At 52.2% G+C, this 22,674-nt stretch carries 18 protein-coding genes; 1 reads left to right on the top strand and 17 read right to left on the bottom strand.

Translation table 11 applies throughout. The features are described from left to right. Positions 1-267 precede the first annotated feature (267 nt). On the top strand, positions 268-735 hold the full coding sequence (locus DW211_RS10200; protein WP_199576688.1) for a transposase: 468 nt from the start codon (positions 268-270) through the stop codon (positions 733-735). Here the strand turns inward: DW211_RS10200 and DW211_RS04725 are convergent. The 17 genes from DW211_RS04725 to DW211_RS04645 form a co-directional block, all read right to left on the bottom strand. After that, entirely contained in the window at positions 730-3,804 is a 3,075-nt protein-coding gene (locus tag DW211_RS04725) for a metallophosphoesterase (protein WP_118259535.1), read from the bottom strand. The two genes, DW211_RS10200 and DW211_RS04725, sit on opposite strands and share 6 nt — an antisense overlap. 343 nt (positions 3,805-4,147) lie before the next feature. After that, on the bottom strand, positions 4,148-4,369 hold the full coding sequence (locus DW211_RS04720; RefSeq protein WP_199576686.1) for a hypothetical protein: 222 nt from the start codon (positions 4,367-4,369) through the stop codon (positions 4,148-4,150). A gap of 134 nt (positions 4,370-4,503) precedes the next feature. Then, a complete protein-coding gene (locus tag DW211_RS04715; RefSeq protein ID WP_118259533.1) occupies positions 4,504-6,903 on the bottom strand; it encodes a tetratricopeptide repeat protein in 2,400 nt (799 codons plus the stop codon). A gap of 383 nt (positions 6,904-7,286) precedes the next feature. Continuing rightward, positions 7,287-8,546 (bottom strand): nucleotide sugar dehydrogenase, encoded by a 1,260-nt coding sequence (locus DW211_RS04710; RefSeq protein WP_118259531.1) that lies wholly within the window; start codon positions 8,544-8,546, stop codon positions 7,287-7,289. 163 nt (positions 8,547-8,709) lie between these two features. After that, positions 8,710-9,426: a DapH/DapD/GlmU-related protein gene (locus tag DW211_RS10395; protein WP_118259530.1), complete on the bottom strand. Its 717-nt coding sequence runs from the start codon at positions 9,424-9,426 to the stop codon at positions 8,710-8,712. Next, a complete protein-coding gene (locus DW211_RS04700; RefSeq protein ID WP_118259528.1) occupies positions 9,423-9,992 on the bottom strand; it encodes a serine acetyltransferase in 570 nt (189 codons plus the stop codon). The genes DW211_RS10395 and DW211_RS04700 overlap by 4 nt, the downstream gene beginning before the upstream one ends. Then, positions 9,989-11,197, bottom strand: a complete 1,209-nt coding sequence (locus DW211_RS04695; protein ID WP_118259526.1) for a glycosyltransferase — start codon at positions 11,195-11,197, stop codon at positions 9,989-9,991. The genes DW211_RS04700 and DW211_RS04695 overlap by 4 nt, the downstream gene beginning before the upstream one ends. Positions 11,198-11,200: 3 nt before the next feature. Further along, the gene (locus tag DW211_RS04690; RefSeq protein WP_118259524.1) at positions 11,201-12,190 is read right to left on the bottom strand and encodes an ATP-grasp fold amidoligase family protein; all 990 of its coding nucleotides are present in this window, start codon (positions 12,188-12,190) and stop codon (positions 11,201-11,203) included. 3 nt (positions 12,191-12,193) lie between these two features. Beyond that, on the bottom strand, positions 12,194-12,943 hold the full coding sequence (locus tag DW211_RS04685; protein WP_118259522.1) for a hypothetical protein: 750 nt from the start codon (positions 12,941-12,943) through the stop codon (positions 12,194-12,196). A 227-nt stretch (positions 12,944-13,170) separates the two neighbouring features. Next, positions 13,171-14,253, bottom strand: coding sequence for a Gfo/Idh/MocA family protein (locus DW211_RS04680; RefSeq protein ID WP_118259520.1), 1,083 nt, complete (start codon positions 14,251-14,253; stop codon positions 13,171-13,173). A 26-nt stretch (positions 14,254-14,279) separates the two neighbouring features. Next, the gene (locus DW211_RS04675; protein WP_118259518.1) at positions 14,280-15,395 is read right to left on the bottom strand and encodes a DegT/DnrJ/EryC1/StrS aminotransferase family protein; all 1,116 of its coding nucleotides are present in this window, start codon (positions 15,393-15,395) and stop codon (positions 14,280-14,282) included. 11 nt (positions 15,396-15,406) lie between these two features. Continuing rightward, positions 15,407-16,942, bottom strand: coding sequence for a lipopolysaccharide biosynthesis protein (locus DW211_RS04670; protein WP_118259516.1), 1,536 nt, complete (start codon positions 16,940-16,942; stop codon positions 15,407-15,409). Continuing rightward, the gene (locus DW211_RS04665) at positions 16,942-18,234 is read right to left on the bottom strand and encodes an O-antigen ligase (RefSeq protein ID WP_118259514.1); all 1,293 of its coding nucleotides are present in this window, start codon (positions 18,232-18,234) and stop codon (positions 16,942-16,944) included. The genes DW211_RS04670 and DW211_RS04665 overlap by 1 nt, the downstream gene beginning before the upstream one ends. Further along, a complete protein-coding gene (locus DW211_RS04660) occupies positions 18,228-19,166 on the bottom strand; it encodes a glycosyltransferase family A protein (RefSeq protein WP_118259512.1) in 939 nt (312 codons plus the stop codon). Before DW211_RS04660 ends, DW211_RS04665 begins: the two co-directional genes overlap by 7 nt. Further along, the gene (locus DW211_RS04655; RefSeq protein ID WP_158568491.1) at positions 19,156-20,007 is read right to left on the bottom strand and encodes a glycosyltransferase; all 852 of its coding nucleotides are present in this window, start codon (positions 20,005-20,007) and stop codon (positions 19,156-19,158) included. The genes DW211_RS04660 and DW211_RS04655 overlap by 11 nt, the downstream gene beginning before the upstream one ends. Continuing rightward, positions 20,000-20,755 carry a sugar transferase gene (locus DW211_RS04650; protein WP_233540947.1) on the bottom strand — a complete coding sequence of 252 codons (756 nt, stop codon included), beginning with the start codon at positions 20,753-20,755 and terminating at the stop codon, positions 20,000-20,002. The genes DW211_RS04655 and DW211_RS04650 overlap by 8 nt, the downstream gene beginning before the upstream one ends. 6 nt (positions 20,756-20,761) lie before the next feature. Next, a complete protein-coding gene (locus DW211_RS04645; RefSeq protein WP_233540946.1) occupies positions 20,762-22,642 on the bottom strand; it encodes a nucleoside-diphosphate sugar epimerase/dehydratase in 1,881 nt (626 codons plus the stop codon). Positions 22,643-22,674 lie beyond the last annotated feature (32 nt).

Genomic DNA, 22,674 nt, shown 5'->3' with positions numbered 1-22,674 from the left:
GATGTTGAGTCAGATAGCAAGTTGAAGCGCCTTAAGCGTCGGGGCTTTATGGAGTCGTAACGTTTAGATTGGCAGCGTTGTTAGGACGAGTAAATTCCTCCGTAGCATTAAGCTAGGTCTTTACAAATGGCATCAAGTATTTCTGGGTGGAGAACTTTGGAATCAAGACGGTTCAGAATGGCATCCGTGTCTTTAACTCGCCCGCGGCGAGCTTTATTTTAAATACTGAAGAATAAGCGGACTTACTCAAGGCGTTTCACTCTGCGCTTGGTTGGATCAACCCGGCGGAGTTCGAGGAGAGGCACGCAAGCAAAGGCCGATCGAAGACGGCATAGAACCTGTCAACGAAAACGGGGCGGATTAAAGGAGGCCGAACCCGACGCGCTGGCCCACCTCGCCTTCCCGCCGGCGCGCTGGAAGCGGCTGCGCACGAACAACGTGGAGGAGCGCGCGAACCGCGAGAGAAAGCGCCGCAGCCGTGTGGTGCAGGTGTTCCCGACGGAGAGGTCGCTTGAGCACCTGGTCGGGGCCGTGTTGTGCAAGCAGGACGAACAGTGGTCCGCTTCGCGGTGCTTCGCCTACGACAAGATGCAGGAGCTGTACGACGGCCGAAGCCCCTCGCCGTTCCGTTTCGCCGTTCTCGCTCGGGCTGCCTTCGCAGTGCCTAGCAAGAACGGCTTACGTCAACATTCTCGACATTACCTCCATATATTAATGCAAATGCCTTGCTCATAAGGCCCCGTAATCGCCGTTTCGGTTTTCCGCGGTACTCTGCCTATTTCTCGCAATTAGCGATTTTGGCGAATCACAAAAGAAGATCTTTTTGCTTGCTTTTTGCAGCGTGCTTGGCTTGATGTTTGGCGTATTGATGATGTGTTTGTTCGTTATTACCTGAATGCAAAGAATCTCGAAACGCCTGTTCTCCTTCTGCGCTTTTTCCATTAACGTTACTGCTTGGTCTATATAATCCTCTGAAGAGAATGTGGAGTTTTCCATCATCATGAGACGCTGAATTCGATACGTCGAGCACTCTTGTTCGCGTGTGCTGAGTAGCTTAACGGTATCTCCTGTAGAACAATAATATGAAGCTTGGTCGTAAACGCTGAGACAGGTGGCAATTCCAACCTTGTATAGGATATCTTTCAGCTCGTCTTTTGTGATATTCGATAGGCTACCATCCTCAGAAATAATCTCAAGCAATTGGTCGATTATTTCGTCATAGTTTTCATCTGTTTTGTGCAGCATTCCGAAAATAATTCTGTTGGGCAATTCATAAAGAGCCTTAATTGTCTGGTATTTTTCAATTTTGGGTGTTGTTGCAAAATGCATGACGAATGATTTTCCAGCTATTTCGAGATACTTAAGCGCGCGCAGTATTCTATTGCTGTTGGTGAGCCGGTCCTTTTCGTCGTAGTCGTAAAGGCCGGCATATTCCAGTAGGCCTTCTTCCTGGCGCTTATTGGATATCTCTTCCTCGCACTGTGAAACCATTTTGTCAGCAGCGTGTCGATCGTCCTCGTTTGCCATATTTATTTTTGCATATTGACCGGTAGTCAAAAAGCGAATGTTTTTCGCTTCAACGGAAAACTCCTCGAACGGGGAGAGTGCTTCTTCTGCGCAAGAGAGAAGCTTTCCTGCAAAGCTAGAATTATTTCGCAGATACGATAAGAAGAGAAGAATATTCTCATTGATGTTGAAGCAGATGTTCTCGACCAGGTAATCTACGTCACCGTGTATATCATCTCCCTTATCTTTCATAAGGTTAATTCGCCTTGCGACAAAGTAAGCGAAGACAGTGGTAGAAATGAAATAGTAGCATGGTGCCGTCTCCCCCATGCGTATTATGTCTGCTTCGCATGCGAGCTCAACGAAATCTCTTGGGCAGCTTTCGAGGGCATACTCATCAGCGTATTGCTGGATTTTATCGAAAAGGGTGCTGGCCTCAATTGTGGCGTTTTTGGCTTTATGCATGCGGTACGCGATCTCGCCTAGAAGCGCGAGGGCTTCGCGGACCCCGCCCTCCTTTGTCGCTCCGTATTTCGATTTGCTCCATGCTTGTCTTAGCCGGTTTACAATATTAGCTTCGAAGATTTCGTTAAAAGGAATTGTCTTTTCCCTGCCTGTAGGGTTTTTATCGGCATAGTAGATGACACTTTGAAGGATGAACTCCGGGCTGAGGGAGAAGATGTCGCTATGCGAATGGACAGCCCTATCGATTGCTCCAATAACCCCCTGGATATTATTGGGTGCAACATGTAGTTCTCGACATGTGTTGTATACCAGCTCGTCCCTTTTACCTTTAAAGAAGTTTTTGATGCTATAGGTGACTATGGCATCGTCGTCCCCCAATTCTCTCCGAACATCTTCGATGATGCCTGTGTCGATTTTTTGAGATGAAGTAAGGACGACGCAACCGACATTGTTCAGGGCCTCTCGAATGAACGCTGCATCTGATCCGTTGCGTTTTAGTCTGTCGAAATCATCGATAAATAGGACTTTCTTCTGGATGGAAGATTGTTTAAATCTCGCTGAGGCTGACTCATTACGGCCGTATTGCTCTCCAATCAAGTCGTCAAAAAGATACTTAATTGATGGTCTACTATTGCTTTCGCCGAGAAATAGCGGGCTGTAGCCTTGGGCGATACTTGAATTGTACAGATGCATTAAGAGCGCCGTTTTACCCGAACTTTTTGAGCCAACGATATTAAGGCATGGGTTTGTGCTGATGAAATCAAAGAACTCACTGTCTGACGCGATGACGGGAAAGGGGCCATCGTCAACATGAATGCTGGTTTCAAGGACTGGAAAAACGAAATAGCTTTCCAATGGGGCGTTGATTAGGTTGAAGTTTGGTTTCAGCGCTTCTATGAATTCCGTATTGGGAATGGCTTGACCAGGTGTTTTCGGTCTCAAAGTCATTAATTCACGGTTGTGTTCGGTGTATATGGAACATTGCCTGTCCCAAATGAAGTAAATTGTTGTGAGCAGCATCGTCTCAGAGTTGTAATGTAGTAGCGAGAATGACGACTCGTCGTATGATGAGGTACTTATAACACCGCCCCTTGAAACGGTTAAGTGCTGTCTATTACTATTTGTATACGACTCGGCGAAGCCATCGTGCTCATGTCCTATAAACAAAATGTCGCAATGCTCATACAGTCGCTGCTCGAGACGTCTTTTCGATTCATCGTCGAACCACTCACAGCCATGGTGCATTATTACAATATTGAGATTCGTATTGCTACTTTTCTCAATTGAGCATATCGCTCTTTCGGGAAGGTAATGTATCTCTTTGTCTGTTCGCTCTCTGGTTGAAAACGGAGCACTATTGAGCATCGTCGCCTTGATGCAGTAGGCTTGATCCCCGATGTCGAATTGTTCAGTGGAATCCGAGTATTCACTGCGAAAGAGGCGGTGCTCGTTTGCGAACTCGAAAAATGGATCCATTTTCTCGAGTTCATGCGCGTATGCGTCATCCAAGGAATTGCGTTTTCTTTCGATTAGCATTTCTGCAGTCGGGGAGCCTTGCGGTATCGAGATATCATGATTTCCTGGAACAAAGAGAATCCCTGGTTTTATTCCTTTGGAACGAAACCCGCAAATCAAATCATCGATCAGGCGTTTTGCGACGTGATACTCGGCTGCACTTCCTGATTTCGCAAGGTCGCCAGAAATTATGAGGAATGCGCAGCCGAACGGTAATTCGCATGGAACAGTATCGACGATTCGGCGAATCTTATCCGATGAGTAGTCGTGGTTCACCTGAAGGTGAATATCGCTGAGATGGAGAAAGAGAATCTGCATTTCGCCCTCCGTTGTACCTTATCTAAATCCGCGCCGCACGGACGCAGACAAACGCTCTGATGTTGATTGTACAGGATGCAGCCATTAGAGGATAAAAGCCGACCCTTTTGGTCGATATCGCTGTCTGAGTGCTCCCCGGAATGCGCTCACGAAGCTTCTAGCGAGTATGCAAACCTCAGCTCGCACGATTATGCGCGCGTCACCCAACCCCGTGCTGCGCGCCGCCCAAGCCAAACACAAAACTCGCCTCAGCCCACACTAAAAGAGAGGTGCACCGGCGCAAGCCGATACACCTCTCGATTCAATCCAGCAGAATCGCCACCAAACAGAGACCCCGTCTGCGCTAGTCCCTCTTAAACAGATCCCACGTGTACACCTTGTCTGCCACGTCCGCAAGCTCGTCGCTCCAGCGGTTGGCGACAATCACGTCGCAGCCGGCCTTGAAGGCCTCCAGGTCGTGGGTCACTTCGGAGCCGAAGAACTCCGGCGCGTCCAGCGTGGGCTCGTAGACCACTACGGGCACGCCCTTGGCCTTCACGTCAGCATAGTGGCGGCGGGGAGTCATGGTGGTCATTATTCGACGACTGGGATTGGTCAAAACAGCTAGACCATTAGTGGCAAAATCCTCTGGCGCTAACACGGCAAGAAAGCTTTCTACGGATACGCATTCTTCGGCGGTTCGACGTTAACCATATTCCGCTAAAGCTCTGCCAAAAACTTTTCAGCAGCCTTTACTGCATCTCTCGACTTTCCCGTATCGACAGCCCATTCAGTCAGGCATTCCTTCTTGTCGTTATAAACCTTCTGGTGCAACTCAAGCGCTTTACGCCCCTCGATGCGCGCCTCATCGATCAAGCCAGCATCCTTGAGCTCTCTTGCTTTGTTAGAACTAACATTGGCCAGCTGAAATCTAGCTCTCAAATAAGAGGAATCTCCCGTGGGGAAACCACCGCTTTTAAAGCCTCTATAGGCTTTTTCAAGCATGTTTTCAGCTTCAGGATACTTGCCCATCAACATGTTGGCAACGCCCTTGTTGGTAAGCACGATTAAAGCCTGAAGGCTGTTTGTGCCAAACAGAGCCTTACGCGCTTTGTAGGCCTTGTCGTAATACTTCAAAGCCCTTTTAAGGTACTCTTGCCCTTCGGAAGCGTTGCCCTCTTGTTTAAGCTTAGCACCGTATTGTTGGCATGTTGCTCCGTAGTTGTTAATAAAGCGAGCCTCATCAGCATCTAGTTCCTTGGCTTTTTTATCCTTAAGAGCTCTCACAACTTGATCCTGGTAGAAGAAAGCTTGGTCGAAGTCTTTGAATCGTTTCCAGGAAATACCAAGGTCGTTAAGAGCAGAGAGATAAATGAGTCGTTCGCTCGGATAATACTTCTTTACGGCATCTAGAACTTCGACGGTATCTTCGATGGCTTCTTCATGCCATCTTCTTTCACCCCTGCTTAACCAAAGCTGAGTTTTAAGAGCTGCAGTCTTGAGTTTTGCTTTCAAGAAATAAATGCTGGGTTCATCCGCAGAGCTTGTAGGAGCGTAAGAACATTGAATTTCTTTATAAAGGTCATATGCCTGCTCAACTTGACCGTTATGCCATGCCGCCTCGGCATATTGCATGCGAGCATTAAAAGCTGCCTCGGATCCAAGAACGTCCGCACCTTCTACAGCAAGAAGTTGCCTTGCCTTGAGCACATGAAGTCTATATGTATCCTTTGCATAGGCAGTCCTTTTATCGTCTGAGCCCAGCTGCCCGAGCAAATCTCCGCATGCCTTGAAAAGCTTCAATATGACAGGGCCCTTAGCAGATCTACGAATGAGATCGGCGACAACCTCATGCATTTCAAAGCTATCTTGCCGCTTCCATACAAAGGAAAGATTTTCAAGTTGAGCAATAGCATTAGGATCAATGAAGGATTCCCCCACTGCCATCATAAATTCGTAGTCCCAGTACTCAATAAAAGCAGCGGTATAGATGGCAGGCTTAAGGGAGGCATCGAGGCCCCGTAAATACACTTCGACGAGATTATCATAATCAACAATGCAAAGAAGGTCGCGCCTTGCCTCCGCGACTGACGATCTATTAATCATGTCAGCAAGCATTATTAAGTATACGGGTATTCCTCTGGCTTTCTCCACAGCCAAGCTACGCAGCTCGGAATCACTGACTCCGCATTTCACCAACAGGTCGTCTGCTTCAGATGAGCTCATGGGCTCAAGCTGAACAGGAAAACGAACCACATTTTTCCATGCAAGTCTGCAGCGCCCAGCGACAATCCAGAGAGACCCCTTTGCCTCCGAGATGGTCTTTGCCCAATCGTATCGACCTATTCGCCATTCACCAGCAACCCAACCCAGCTTCTCAAATGTATCCAGAAAGAAGATAAGCTTCCGTTCATTGCGACCAGTCCACGCTTCGATATCAGACTTAAGACTAGCCGCCAATGACCTTTTCAAATCACTGGAGGTTTTCTCTTCCGTTAGGCTCTTCCATTCATTACACGCTTTGGCACTTTTAATAGAATCGGCTGTATAAACCCCAATCTCAATGGCAGCATTAAGAATAGAGCCACCAAGGCCTTGGGTAAATTGATCAATAAAGGGAGCAGCAAGACCCGACAACATCGTCGAAATCTCGACTCCCTTATTTTTTGCTTGCTCAAAATCAGCGCAGAACTCGGCTTTAGCCAATGCAAAATTCGATGCTTTTGCTCTCCATGCGTAGTAATTCATCCTAAAAGTTGGACTTGGCACTCCGTTGCATGCAAGAAGATCCGAGAGCTCTTTTAGAATCTTCTCTTCAGAGGTTATCTCTTCGCCTTCAAAGCTATGCCTAGTAACAACGGTATTGTGGGTAAACCTATGTGTAAAGTCGGAATACAACTCTTCCATGAGGAACGTCTTCCCAAGCCCGCCGGTCCCGTAGATCGAAAAGACCTTGCCAGTCCCGTTTTCCTTCGAAAGCACTTCGGCAGCAACTTCTTGAATATGCGCTCGCGAACTTGAACGACCGCTCATCTCAGACGACGGCTTCAAGGTGTAGTCATTGGCCATGCTTGCTGCATAGCTCTGATCGTCGCCAAGAACAAAGACATCAGTTCCCATTGCAGTACCCCAATCTTATAGTTTCAGAAGTTATCGATAGTCGCTTCCAGTTTCTTTTCGAAGGAATTTCAGAGTTTTATCCTTTCTGGCCTTACGACCATCAGAGTTCCTAAGTGTTCCTGCAGGAAGGTCATGCTTCTTCTCGTAGGTACCAACCGTACAATCACTTCTGGTTTTCCTGACTTTTCCAAACATTCCTTTCCTCCTTAATAGAACCCAATTTAGTCGTGATGTATACGACAACAAATAGTTCTAGATAGTCTCATTCGTATAAGGGGCACATTCATTGCATCGCCATGCGAACTAAATCATGGCCCTAACAGCAATAAAGGCTATGAGGCAAAGAGACATATATCAAACACGCAAAGAAACAAAGATCACGACTAGTCCCTCTTAAACAAATCTCTTGTGTACACCTTGTCCGCCACGTCCGCGAGCTCGTCGCTCCAGCGGTTGGCCACGATCACGTCGCAGCCGGCCTTGAAGGCCTCCAGGTCGTGGGTCACTTCGGAGCCGAAGAACTCCGGCGCGTCCAGCGTGGGCTCGTAGACCACCACGGGCACGCCCTTGGCCTTCACGCGCTTCATGACGCCCTGGATGGAGCTCGCGCGGAAGTTGTCGGAGTTGGACTTCATCGTCAGGCGGTAGACGCCCACGACCGGCTTCGGCTTGCCCTCGTACACGCGGTCCCACACCATCTGCAGCACCTCTTCGGCCACGAAGTCCTTGCGGGTGCGGTTGGCCTCCACGATGGCCTCGATCAGGTTCTGCGGCACGTCCTTGTAGTTGGCCAGCAGCTGCTTGGTGTCCTTGGGCAGGCAGTAGCCGCCGTATCCGAAGCTGGGGTTGTTGTAGTGGCTGCCGATGCGCGGCTCCAGGCACACGCCGTCGATGACATCGCGGGTGTTGAGGCCGCGGACCTCGCAGTAGGTGTCGAGCTCGTTGAAGTAGGCCACGCGCAGCGCCAGGTAGGTGTTGGCGAAGAGCTTCACCGCCTCGGCCTCGGTGGTGCCCAGCACGAGCTCCGGGATGCCGATAGTTCCGTCGGCGTTCACGCGCTCCAGCTCGGCGGGGTCCGCCCCTTGGGCAAGCAGGCGTGCGAAGCGCTCGGCGGCCGCGACGGCGTCGGCGTCATCCTTGGGCGCGCCCACCACGATGCGGCTGGGGTGCAGGTTGTCGTAGAGCGCCTTGCTCTCGCGCAGAAACTCGGGGCTGAAGAATATCTTCGCGTCGCCGAGCCTCTCGCGAAGGCCCGCGGTGTAGCCGACGGGGATGGTCGATTTGATGACGATCCAGGCGTCCGGGTTCACCGAGCGCACGGCGGCGATGGCGGCCTCGACGGAGCTCGTGTCGAAGAAGTTCTTGTCCGAGTCGTAGTTGGTGGGCGTGGCGATGACGGCGTAGTCGGCACCCGCGTAGGCCTCTGCCACGTCGACGGTGGCGTGCAGGTCGAGCTCGCGCTCCCCCGCCTCGGCCTCCGCCAGGAAGCGCTCGATCTCGTCGTCCTGGATGGGCGACTGGTAGTCGTTGATCTTCTCGACCTTCTCGGGCACGATGTCCAGCGCGTGCACCTCGTTGTGCTGCGAGAGCAGGACGGCGAGGGACAGGCCGACGTAGCCGGTACCGGCGACAGCGATCTTCATGTCATTCTCCAATTGTCAAAGAACAATAATTCATGCGAAATGTGGCTATTACCGCAGGGTCATGGTTAATTGCTCGCTCCTACATTTCATTTAAATGAATGTAGGACCTTCCTAAGCTTGGATGCAGGCCCTCAGTGCAGGACTTCCGTCTAACCTTTTAATTTCAAACTGAATTATTGGCACAATAATCCAAAAAATCTTGATAGCTATCAAACTTTGGCTTCGAAGCAAGAAATGCCTTTTTGAGTACATCTGGATCGACTCCATTCAGCTTGAAAAGCCCTGCATATTTATGAAGAGTCTCTTCAGAATGTGGCAAATAGAGCCATACAAAAGCATTGGACATTTGATTAATGTTTGGCCAGCAACCATTACTCTTTTTAAACGCGTTCGCATATGAAACTGCGCTCTTGAGTTCACGTTCCTTGCGTTTCGAGGCAAATTCCGATAAAGAACAAACGAGCTTGGCTGGGTTGCCAGCGATTACAGAGCCTTCGGGCCATGAGCCGGAGACAACCGCACCTGCGCCAATAATTGAGTTTGCGCCAATATTGGATCCCATCAGCACGATGGCGTGAGCGCCAATGAAGACATTGTCCCCAATGACTGTTTCTCCAGCCTCTCCGAAATGCCCCCCCCCAGATTGCAACACTACTGAGCGACTGTAGTCATGGCAGAGAATGTGCACATACCCGGTTACCTTCACGTACTTCCCAAACCGAAGCATGTGCGGCCGCTGCAGGTCGACGTTGATGGTCTGCGCGTCGAAGAAGTAGCACCCCTCGCCGACCTCGACGCCCCTGCGCCTAAGATAGTCCGCGAACGCCTCGGACGAGTGAGCATGCGGATAGAGGATCCTCTTGGCTAGCTCCTTTATCATTCAGGCTTGCCTCCCTTGTAGTCGGGGTTTCCCTTGTCGCTGATTTTCTTGGCTGGCACTCCACCGATAGAGATACCCGGCTCGCCGAAACTCTTGTTCACCACGGCGTTCGCCCCCACGGCGATGCGGTCGGACACCTCAATGCGCCCGAACAGCTTCGCACCCGGCCCAATGTAGACGTCGTCGCCAATGGTCGGAGCCTCATCGGGCACGCCAGCCCGCGTACCTATGTTCACGCCCACGTGGATTCTGCAGTTCCTGCCGATGCGCGCATAGGGGCTGACGACGATAGGGCCAACATGCGCGATGCTGAGCCCGCTGTCGAAGACGTTGAGCGGGATCGAGAACCCGAGCCGAGCTTCCATGCGCGCCAGCCGTAGCGAGAGAAACTTGCCCCAAAACACGGTGAGGGGCGTCTTGGGCCGGTTGTGCCAGTACTCCGACCGGCGCAGCAGCCGCTCGAACTTCCAGACGTAATCCACAGGACCGGGACGAACCCCCCCCCGTTCGAGCATCCTCTTGTCAGCTTCCATGTAGCGGCGCAGGTCTTCCTTCGTGCGTATCATCGCTGGCGTGCCTCCTTCACTGCGTCTTCCAAGATGCCCTCTATGAGCTTGTTCTGGTGCCTACGCGAGAACCGGTCGCGGTCAAGGTTCGGGTCAAGGCAGTCCAAGCGCTCCGCCGCAATCCTCTCCACCGCAGCGCGAACCTCGTCGCTCGTCGTACACACAAAACCGTTGGCAAAGCCCGAGAGCAGCTTGGCGAGCGGCCCCTCGGGCGGCACCACCGCGACAACCGGCTTGTTCCAGAAGATGTAGTCGTAGATCTTGGTACCCACGTCATCAGGCGAGGTGTCCTCCACCACAAAGAAATCGGCGTCTCCCAGACGCGCCATACCTGCTTGGTATTCCATCAGCCCAAGGTTCAAGTAGCAGGCCGAATCGATGCCCTTGGACTTCATGACCCCATCAATCCAGTCGTACTTCTTTCCGATGTGGGCGAGTCCAGCGTCAACGCCACGCGCCCGAATCTCACAAATCGCCTCCAAAATGGCAGCCGCCTTGTCTTTGTCGTAGTACATGAACTTGCCAAAGACGGCGGCGGTGAGGTCAAAGGGCTTATCGCCACTTGGACGAATGGAGACGAGCCTGGCTTCGTCGAAGCCGTTGGTGGCGACGCTCGCCTTCGAGCCCAGGCCGTAGGCCCGCTCCATCGCCTCGAGGTCGATGCCGCTGATGCAAATGACGCGGTCGGCAAGGCTCACCGCCCTGCGCTCGCGGCGCTTTATGAGCTTGCCATAGAGCCGCTTGAGCGCAGCTTTGGCCGCGCCGGCCCCGGAACCTGATACAATCGCAGGCCGATAGTTGATAGCCCCCAGGTCGCGGAAGTCCAGAACGTAGGGGATTCCCCAGCGCCCAATGATCGATGCTGCCTCCAGCGGGTAATACGGCCCGCAGGTATTGAGCACGACGTCGTAGTTCGCAGGGTCCACCAAGCTCGAAAGGGCTCGAGCGAACCGCTTGCCGTTCAGGTAATCGGCTACCAGCGGTGCGGTCGAATAGTCCAAATCGAAACGTATGGTCCGCACTCCGTCGGGCACGCTAGCAGTCAGCTCCTCGGGTGTGTTCTCGCGCAGCAGACCCTTTCGAGAGAGGCATAGCACAGTAACGGAATGGCCGTCAGAGACGAGCTGCGACGACAGGCTCACCATGCGAACAGAAGCAACCTCTGGGTTCGGGGCGAAGTAGGGGGCGATGATCAGTATGCGCATGGACTACCTCCCGGCTTTGCCAAGCGGCAGCTCAATGCCCTCGCCGAGCAACAGGTCGGTGCTCGCTGGGACCCAGTCGATCATGCCGCCGGCAGGGATGAAAGTCATCTCGCCGAATTTGACTGTCCCGTCGTCCAGACGGTACAGGTCGACGCGCACGAATGGCCAGTCTTCCGAGAGTGCACGGGCCACGTCGAGCATCTCGTCAAAATTGTCAGGACGCTCAATATTCTCAGTAATGAGAGCATGCTGAGAATTTCGGAACGTCTGCTTATTCCATTCGTTGTCGAAATATGCCATGCGAAGACCCGTTGCCCTGTCACAGAGGAACTGGGTGTAGAGCGGCTCACCGTCGTAGCAATAAATCTTATAGTCATAGATGTCGCCGCCGGCGTTCTCCATGTATTCTTCGGCAAAGACCTTGGGCGCAATATGTTCGTACTGCAGCTCCATCATCTGGCCGTAGGCATAGTTCTCACTCATCCATCCATCGACCTTGACCTTCGCATCTGCAAGATCAAGGTTCGACTTGTCATGGACGATAATGTTGTAACCTGCGCCATGATTGCACTTGAGAGCGAACCGGTCAGGCAGCGTATCGAAGTCAATCTCATCGAAGGAATCCCAAACGCCGAGCATTGGCACGACGTACTTCTCGCCAACCTTTTCGGCGACCCATTCGCGGGCGACCACCTTGTCGATGAGGCGTGCCCTTAGGTCTGATTCACCGTAGAGCTTGAGCCACTGCATCTTCTCGTCGAAGGTTTTAGGATTGGAGAGGTCGAGCCTCCTTCCCGTGCCGCACATGAAGAGTCTCTTGAGCTCGGCAGCGCGCTCCGCCACCGACATGCCGGCATAAAGCTCCTGCCTCTTCCTCATGCAGGGAAGACTACCGATCTGGTTGTGCGGTGCTCTTGCGCGCTCGATAATATAGGCGAACCCGTACGTGTCGACACTTGCTGCCAGACGCTTAAGCTTAGAGCTGATTGTCACGGTTTATTCCTCCTTAAGGGCACCCGCGCCGTTAATAGCTCGGACCCTGCTCCATTCATTGTCGAGCAACCTCGCTGCATCGGGAAACTTCTCCAGTACCGCGCCAAACTGCTTCCAGAACAGCCTTTCCCCCTGATCGTTAACCTTGGTAAGCGCCTGCTCCTGCGAGCCCTCCACATAGAAGAGCGCGGGCTCGCTGCCCCGCACCACGTTGCAGGGCAGGCCCGCACGGGCCGCCATCAGCCAAAACCAAATGTCGTCGTTTGTTGGGGCGATCTTCATGAACAGCGATTCGTCCACCATCTCGGGGGGCAGTGGTGCGGGCGGATAGATCGCGCCACTGCTCCCCGTCAGCTTATGGAGGTAGGTCGGAAACGGGTACACATCGTATCCGCCGGGAGAAGTGCGCCACTGACCCTCGTCCTTGTAGAACTTCGTCACCCGGTGACAATGCACCGCCCTAGGATTCTCCATATAGGCACGGTAAAGCTTTTCGGCCCAATGCGGTCCGTAGTAGATGTCATCGTCCGCCGTAATCACTACGGCCCCTGGAAACTCGCGCAGTGTCGGTATGAGCTTCTTATATGAGCGCATGTCACTGCACCAGCGTATATCGAGGCCGTACCTCTTCAATCCGGTTAAGCTCTCTGGCAAATCGGCCTCGCCGCCCGGGTACTGTTCGCGCGCGAGCCAAAGTACAAGCACGTCAGGCTTACAGGTCTGCATGAGCAATGACTCGACAACGAGATGCACAGTCCTCGTCCTCGCAGGAAACGTTGTTAGCGAGATTACGAGAGGAACCTCGTGGTGCTCGGCGGAGAGCCCGGAATACCCAGCCTCAGATGAGTGTTTCGACCAGCGCATCTTGTGGATAGCGGGGACTAGAGGTGCAACGGCCCTGTCCCGTGCCCATTTAGCAGATGGTCCAACTCCAACGTGTCGCAACGTTTGGATATGTTTCAGAATAGGCAAATTAGCTCCTATTTGCCGAACTCGCCGGCCATGTCAATGGAGGCAAAATTTTGTAGAGGGAGCTTGACAGGCTCGTCGGTCTTCTGACTCTTGTAAATCGCAAGCACGATTTCAAGTGCATTCCTACCGGCAATGGCATCCACATAGGGTGCGCGGTCATTCTTGATGGCGTCAATCATGTCAGCATAGAGCGCGGTGTGTCCATTGCCGTAAACATTGCTCGTGACCTCATGAAGTCTCTTCGTCTCTGCATCGGCACCGGTCTCCTCAGCGAAGTCCCATACGTCAATGTTGTTCGTCGAGGTGCCGCCGACCTTGACGGTGCCTGTCTCTCCGAAAACGTAGAGCGTCTCCTCGAGATTCTTTGGGTAAACGTTTGCGGTGCCTTCTATGGTGCCAACAGCGCCGTTCTTGAACTTCAGGACGGCAACGCCCACATCTTCGGCCTCAAGGTAGTCATGAAAACGCTGTCGCGTGGCACCGTAGACTTCTTCGACCTCGTTTCCGAGCATCCATCTGAGCAGGTCGATGCCATGGATGCACTGGTTCATGAGCGTGCCGCCATCCTGCTCCCATGTTCCTCGCCAGGGTGCCTGATCGTAATAGGATTTGCCACGGTTCCAGCGAACATTGATCGAACCATGGGAGATAGTCCCAAAACGACCCCCGTCTAGTGCCTCCCTCAGCTTTTGGATAGCGAGATTAAAGCGGTTCTGATGACAGACGGAGACTTTAACGCCCTTCTCGTGGGATCGCTCGACGATCAGGTCGGCGTCCTGCATGGACATTGCCATCGGTTTCTCGATGATAACGTTGATGCCGCGCTCGATGCAGTCGAGGGCGATCTTCGCATGCTCGCCGCTCTCGGTCGCGATGCCAACGAGCTCGATCTCAGGGTGAGCGTCGAGCATCGCGGAGTAGTCACTGCAACGCTCAGTTCCGGGGAAGTCACCGAAGCCGGCCTTCTCGAACATGGTATCGAACTTGGAAGGGTCTATGTCACAGACGGCAATGAGATCCAAGTTGTTGTTGGCGACAGCCTTGATATGGTTGACTGCGATTCTTCCACAGCCAATAAGAGCGTATTTCATGTTCCTTCCTTCCCATACGTGCTGGTCTAGAGAGCTGCGAGGACAGCAGAGACGACCTCGTCCTGCTCCTCCTCGGTAATGTAGGGTGAAAATGGGATGCCAAAGTTGCACCGCGCGTAGTGTTCGGCGTTTGGGAACGATTGGACGACGTGACCGCCGAAGGCCTTCATCTGGTGAAGGGACTTCGGGTAGTAGACGAGGGATGGCACGCCCACTTTCTTCATGGAAGCGACAACATGATCTCGTTGCTCCTCGGACTCTGCGATAAGCACGAACTGAGCGAAGGAACTCGTGGAATCCTCAGTGATCTTCGGGGTTTGAATCTTGCCCTCAAATGCCTTCCAATAACGAGCTGCGACTTCCTGACGTTTATCCATCTCGGTGTCGAGCAAGTCCATCTTCGCAAGAAGGACCGCCGCCTGAATAGTGTCGAGACGCGAATTCATGCCAACGCGGACGTTGTCGTACTTGCTCGACCCTTTGCCGTGCACCTTCAAAGAGGAGATTAGGCCGGCAACCTCATTGTCATCGGTAAAGACAGCACCGCCGTCACCGTAACAGCCGAGCGGCTTCGAGGGGAAGAAACTCGTGCAGGAGATGTCGCCAAACGAGCCGCATCGGGAACCCTTGTAAGAGGCACCAGTACCTTGTGCGGCGTCCTCGATCAGCAGAAGACCGTGGTCAGCGCAAATTTTAGAAATCTCGTCGAAGCGGGCAGGATTGCCAAGGAAGTCAACCGCGACGACCGCGCGAGGCCTAAGCTTGCCCTCGCGCTCGACGCTCTCTATCTGTTCTACGAGAGAGCTTGGCGAAAGGTTGAAGGTGTCAGGCTCGATATCGCAGAAGACCGGGGTGGCGCCAAGCATCGCGGCGGGCTCCACGGATGCAATAAAAGTCATCGCGGGGCAGAAGACTGCGTCGCCAGCGCCGATTCCGTAAGCCATATAAGCGAGCTGGAGCGCCTCCGTGCCATTGCCACACCCGAGGCAGTGAGATCGGCCAACGTAGTCTGCTAGCCTCTCCTCGAGCTCACCCACTTCTGAACCTCCGATGAAATGAGCACCGGCCATGATCTCTTCGACCTTTACGGAAAGGGTCGGTCGGAGCAGCTCATACTGCTTCTTAAGGTTGATAAACTCCATTATTTCCTCCTTTAGACTGTTTTACTGGATAGGAGTCGCAGGGTCCCCTTCATGAAGTCCAAGCTCTGGCTGAACAGGTCGGACTTAAAGCTGAAGGCCCATAGGACCGCCAATGACAACATGAGTGAGCAAGCGAGCTTCAGGCAGAGCCCAGGGAGGCCGGCGACACCGATGAAGCCGCAAATGAAATATGAGACGGCGCAGGCGGCGATCATGGCAATGAGCTGCCGCGCCTGAAGGGCGAGGTAATCACCTATACCACGCTTAAAGTAGTGCTTGAAAAGGATGTACGCACCCCAGCCGAAATTGATGAGCAAGAGGGTCGTGATCGTGGCCAGCAGGATACCGGCAAATCCCCAGAGTTGGACGAACAACAGATTCAGAATGACATTAGCGATAGATTCGATAATCGGTCGCATGCGGTCCTGCCACCAAAGCCCAGCTGCTGTCCTATAGAGATATACGATATCGCCCATTGTCTGGACATAGAAATAAAGGACGAATAGCGCAGCGAGGCCGTCCGCGATTGACAGATCACTACCAACCCAAATTTTCATGAAGGGTTGAATGAGGCAAAGAAGACAAGATGAGCAGACGGCAGCAATTACCATGTAGAGAAACACGAAGACTCTGAAGTCTCCATAGTTTTCTTCGCGAGATTTTGAAACAATGCCGTCGCCGACACTTGCCGTAATTGCGTTGATGACAACGGCGAGCATACCTGACACCGAACTGACAATCATGAAGTAGTTCTGGTACTGCGTTAGCACCGAAAGGCCTAGGAACGCAGAAATTACGACGCTGTCGAATGAGGTCCTGGTCGTTGAACTGAGTTTATAAAGGAACACGCCTGAGACGCGCTTTGCAATGTCGCTGACGGTCTCACGATCGAGCTCGCCTTCACAGACAATGTCCGGGTAAAGCCGGTTCGAGACAACGTTGCAGACGATATTATTGACGATAGTTGAGAGGGGCAACAGCACCGCATAGACGTAGAAGTTCTGGGTGAGAACGAGGGCGGCGATTTGAAAGGTGTACATCCCTACACTCGTAACCAGGCCTACCTTGCTCACCACATCGCCGCGCTGGTAAGCGGTAAGCAAGGAGACCTTATACGCATACAGGAAGTAACCGATGACGGTGTTCGAAAGGTAGATGGCATATAAGAGGTAGATATTGATACCGCCGGGGGCGCTGCCTTTAATGAGAGACGGCAGGAATGGCATAAGGGCGACGCCGACGATGAGTACGGCGATGCCGATAACGCGGTATACGAGGCGGTAGAACGAAAGAAGCGCGCAAAGCTTCGGCTTGGCGCGCTTGTTGATGGGCTCGTACATACTAAAGACCATCGCACTACTGAAACCGAGTTCGGCAAGCGACAGGACAGTAAGGACTGAAGTGAAAAGGCTTCCCAGGCCGGTGTACTCAACACCCAGGTAGTAAATCATGGCCGTGCGCGCTGCGAACGGCATGATGATTACGAAAATCTTATTAATGACTGCCCAAACGATGTTTCGGGCAGCGTTGTATCGTCTGGATGCCATCAGCGAGCGGCCTCCTTCGAAGCGGCGGCTGCATTCTTTTTGAGGTCGGCGGTGCAAAGCCCCATAACCGCGAGCAGCCCCCAGAAATAGGTTTCCGTCCAGAAAGTGCCGGAGAGTCCGAGGCGCCCGATGCAAAACGCCAGAAGAGTAAGGAAAATGGGGAACCAGGGGGACACGTTGCAGCTCCTAAATGAGAGAATGAGGAACCAGGCGAGGACGCACAAAATGACAATTCCGAACGGAATACCAAAGTCATAAAAGACCTCGAGAAAGAAGTTGTGGCAGTAGTTGCCGGGCCCCAGATACGCCTGATCCGAAAAAGGCCCGTTACCGAACAACGAAATGCGCGGAGTCAAGGCATTCCAGATGGTGGAACGACCACTGTCACTCATAACGTCGGCGTATAGGAACTTTTCCAAGGTGCGCGAGGTTATACCCATCGAATTAAGTTGATGATTAAGCGCCAAAGCCAGATCTGTGAGCGAAAATACCAGGATCAACGCAGCACAGAGAATCGCGGCAGATATTAAGAACTTCTTAATGACGGAAGTCTTTGAACCGAAAACAAAGACCAGGAACCTGAGGGCTGCAAAAGCGATAATGCCGAGAAGGGGTCCACGGGAGCCGTACGAAAGGATAAGCGCAATATTCGAAAGCGCACACACAAGCCAAAGGACAAAGGAGGGGATATTGAATCCGTCTGCATCGTCTACGATGAAGTGAAGAGAGAGCAAGGCGAAAAACATAGCATCGAAGCCAAGCCCCATGTCGTAGCCATATAGCGTCGTGGCCTGCATAACCGAGCTCAGGGAGGCCTGTAGGTATAAGGTCATGATGATGCAAGCAAACTTGAGTGCCGCATCAGCGCGTTTGGCATCGTTCTGAGAAGCAAGAAATAGGAACGCAATCATGCCTCCCATCGGATTAATCGCCTGCGGAAGGGCATAATCATCAAAGATGAAGTAGTCGACATCGCAGAGCACCACATATATAGAAAAAATTGCGAATACAGCGACGGCGGGCAGGATTACCCTTCCGCTCAACCTCAAACCACAACGAAACCAGTAAACAATAAGCAGGAGATAAGAGATTCCGGTTAACGTATAAACGACAGCCCCATACATCCCGATGGTCGAAGCAATGAAGTCGCGAAGACCGTGGTAGGCAACGAAAATGAATAAAGCAATGGCAGGAAAGCAGTCAATGACTCTAGCCTCAAGGGCCACATCCTCATTCTTGGGTCGCCTTAACTCAATGCGCCTTGAAACACGCATGGCCTTGTCAGCTAACATGAGATATCGCCCGCCTTGCGTGCGTTATGATTTCCGCGCATCCTGAGCATTGTCTTTTCTGCAGTCTTCCACAGAGCTTCAGGAGCTGAGAGCAAACCAAGAATGTCGACAATCCCCTGCAGTTTCTGACCATTCTTGATCCTCATCCGACCAACCTCCGCACGCTGAGCCGACGCCACGGCATGTTTCTCGAATAGCGTTAGGCTGCCATATACGTCAGCTACTGAGGTAAAGAGGGCCTTCTTTGCCTTAATGAGGTCATCGGGGCCAAGTCTATTCTGCCCGTCGCTAACATCACAGCAATGAAGAGGTTCATTGAGTTGGTACAACTTTTTTCGAAAAGTGAGCTCGATAAGGAGCTGAAGGTCCTGATGACGAATGAGCTCCTCATCGAACCCCCCGACTTGCTCAAAGAGATCGCGGCGAACCAAGAGCGTGCCTGTGGGAAAGTCGGAGACAATGAGCATGATGTCCTTGTAAACATGCCCATCAGGATGTTTGGGGAGAACACTTATCAGATCATCCCCCCTGAAGCGTTTAACGCGACATGAAACAACTCCCCAATCATCGGATAGCGATGTAAACGCCTCAACCTGACGTTCAATCTTCTCAGGCTCCCACCAGTCGTCGTCGTCTAAAAAAGCGAGGTAGGAGCCAGACGACGATTCGACTCCCCTGTTGCGCGCAAAGGCGCCGTTCTTATGAATGGAAGGTTCGAGAAGGCGTACTCTTGAATCTGAAGAGGAAAACGACGAAACAATCTCGTGCACGCGGGGTGTAAAGCAATCTTCGCCGCCGTTGTCATTAACAATGATGAGCTCGAGATTCCGATAGGTTTGACTCAAGACGCTACCAATAGCGCGGCCCAGAGTGTCGGTCCTGCGATACGTCGGCATGATTACGCTCACAAGGGGCAAGCCGCTACCGATCAATGTTGCCACCTGCCTTGGAACGCAGGAACTTGTTATAGGCGACCTTCACCAGATCGGCAGGCATGAAAGTGACAAGAACACGCTGGAGAACAGAGAAAAACTCCCCAAAGCGCGAAGTAAGGCCGAGTTTACGAAGCTCCCTGAAGAATGCGGCATTGCTCTTGAGGTAGGCAATGTTGGAACGTCGGGCATACATGCCGTCACCGGTTCGAACGTCAACAAGAACATCAGGAATATTCGCGCATGCGCAGCCAAGAGAGAGCATACGAACCCAAAGCCAATAATCCTCCATCCAAGAGAAGGGCTGATAGCCTCCAGCGGACTCGACCGCGTCACGTCTAAACATAACGGTTACATGGTTAAAAGGATTCCTATTCCTGGCCCATTTAATGATCTCCTCTCGTGTAAGAGGAACATTTCTGATAGACCCCATGTCGCCGGGAGTTTTGTCGAACTCTTCAATCATTCCGCCAACAAGATCCAGCTTATCTTCAATAAGGCAAGAGATTAGCCTCTCGCAGCGATCGGGTCGTGAGATGTCATCGGAGTCCATACGCGCGACTATGCCGCACGCGCAGGCCGGTAAGCCCGCATTTAAGGCGTAACCAAGACCATGGTTCTCGCTGAGGCGAACTACATTAAGACTCGACCCGAGTTTGTCTTGCCATATTGAGATTTTATAGTCCAATTCATCATTTAGTGGACCGTCGCAGACGAGGACCAAGTCATTGAAAGGAAGCGTCTGATTGGCCATGGACTCAATGGCATCATCAAGATAAGCTGGCTTGTCGTTGCGGTAGACAGACATCAGCACGCTGTATTTTATGGCGGAATTATTCATTGGCATTAGTACTTTCGATAGATACAGCAGAGGTCGTGGACTCTGATTGATTGCCCTCGACCACCTCAGAGCCAGACAGCTTGGAGAACGTGCCGAAAAAACACCTGAGATCAAAGGCGACACAACGACGACGAACATACTCGCCATCAAGAGCGGATTTCACATCAATGGTTAACTCATCGCGTCCATTAATTTGAGCCCAACCAGTAAGCCCGGGGCGTACGTTGTTTGCGCCGCAAGCGTCGCGCTCAGCCACGAGGTCAAACTGGCTCCACAACGCAGGACGAGGTCCAACGACAGACATATCGCCCTTGAAGATGTTCAGAAGTTGCGGCAGCTCATCCAAGCTAAGCTTGCGCAGGGTAGGACCAACAGGAGTCAACCAGTCACTCGCATTGATCATATGACTAGGCAAATCTGGGGTATCAATCCGCATTGTTCGAAACTTATAGATGTCGAAAAGATTCTTATCTCTTCCGACACGCTTCTGTTTAAAGATGACAGGACCTGGACTCGTGAGCTTTACAGCCAGAGCTGTTCCTGCAATTACCGGACTCAGCACGATAAGTCCTAAACCGCTTGAGATAATGTCAAACGCACGCTTAACGAAGCGATATCCAAGCTTTCCATCAAGATCAAGCTCATCCGCAACCGAATCAGGAACAGAGGTAAGGGCATACACTGCAGGTGCATCAGAAGGTGAAAGGTTGGCGTTCATAGCCTGTTCGATAGTCTTGATTTCAGTCATAAGTGCCTAATCGTTAAACTGCGGATGATACGTAGGTACAACCTCGGCGAGAACGGACTTAACCGTGTCGTTATCCTTGTCGAAGCAGTCATGAAGCTTCTCAAGCTTGTCTTTGATCTCTTCCATCTTGTCGGCCTCGGCTGTGGAGATGCGAATCTCGGAATGCTCGGTAGGCAGGAGCTGCTCGTTGTCCATAAGGAGCTCCTCGTACATCTTCTCGCCAGGACGCAGGCCGACTTCTTTGATCTGGATATCTTTCCCAGGCTTAAGACCGCTGAGCGTAATTAGGTTGATGGCAAGGTCGTAGATCTTGACCGGCTCACCCATGTCCAGTACAAAAATTTCGCCGCCATGCGCCAAAGCGCCGGCAGTAATGACAAGCTTGCTGGCCTCCGGGATGGTCATGAAATAACGCGTGATGTCCTTGTGCGTAATGGTGATAGGGCCACCCTCGCGAAGCTGGCGCTTAAACAGCGGAATGACCGATCCATGACTACCCAGAACATTGCCAAAGCGAACAGCAGTAAAAATGGTCTTGCTGTTGGCCGCATAATACTGAACGATCATCTCGTCCATACGCTTGGTGGCACCCATTACGTTCGTGGGATTAACGGCCTTATCAGTAGAAATCTGCACGTAGTGGCTGCACTGGTACTTGTCGGCAAGACGTACAACATTGAGCGTGCCAAAGACGTTATTCTCGATTGCCTCGCGGGCGTTGTGTTCCATAAGAGGAACGTGCTTGTGGGCTGCAGCGTGGAAAACGACTTGAGGACGGTACTTCTCAAAGACCTTGGTAATCGCTGGGAGATGCGTAATGGAACCGATATAAACTTGAATATCAGTGCCTTGATCATGAGCGGTCTTGATGATGTCGTGATACAACTCGTAGGTTGTGTTCTCGTAAATGTCGAACAACACGATTTGCGCAGGCTTCGCCGGAAGCAGCTGACGTACAAGCTCTGAGCCAATAGATCCGCCGCCACCCGTGACCAAAACGCGCTTACCGGTAACGTAGCCCATCTGGTTAAGGTCAAGCGATTTCTCCTCGCGAGAAAGCAAGTCGCTGATTTCGACCTCACGAAGGGCAACCCTACCTATACCATCCTGCGGAATATCGCGGACATTGGGAAGCGTGAGGACCCTAAGTCCCGTCTTCATGCACAGGTCATAGATTCGCTGACGTTCTTCATGCGTGGCACTCGGAATTGCCACGACAATCTGTTCAGCCTCACAATCGTGCGCAATAGTAGGGATATCGGCGCAAGTACCACAGACCTTAACGTCATGAATACGCTGATTTTGCTTATTGGGATCATCGTCAACAACGGCAACTGGATCTCCGATCATATCGGGGTCTCCGTTGAGCATACGTTTGATGGAAAGAGAGCCGGTCTCCCCTGCTCCTACGATGAGCGTACGCGGGAGATGCGCATCGGAATTGCTTTTAAAGCGCCAGAGCTGGCTACCATAAATTGCGCGAATGGCAAAACGGCCGCCACCGCAAATAATGAGGACGACAGCCCACGCCATAACGTCCTCACGAAGGGTCATGCCCTTGCCAAATAACACGTTAAAGATAACGTCGCCAATTACTGAGCCTACCGTTACAGCAGCAACAATACGTCCGGCCTCGGAAATGCTCGCATAGCGCCACAAGCTGCTATACATATGGAAGAACCAAAAGACGACAACGTTAACAAGCGCAAGAACAAGAATAGCCGGGCATGCGCCGGCTGCTCCGCTGAGCGTCGCCCATTGCTGCGTTCCCCACGATGCAACAAACACGGCGATAAAAGTTGCCGCGATGTCATATGCCATCAACGCATACGGTTCAAAGGCGCTCAGCTTCCCCTTTTGCTTTGCGCTCTTAGATTCAGTGTTCAAGATTTATACTTCTCTTCCCTATTGATCCCGTT

Source organism: Collinsella sp. AM18-10, from assembly GCF_003471585.1.
Lineage (GTDB): Bacteria > Actinomycetota > Coriobacteriia > Coriobacteriales > Coriobacteriaceae > Collinsella.
This window is presented reverse-complemented; position numbering and strand designations above follow the sequence as displayed.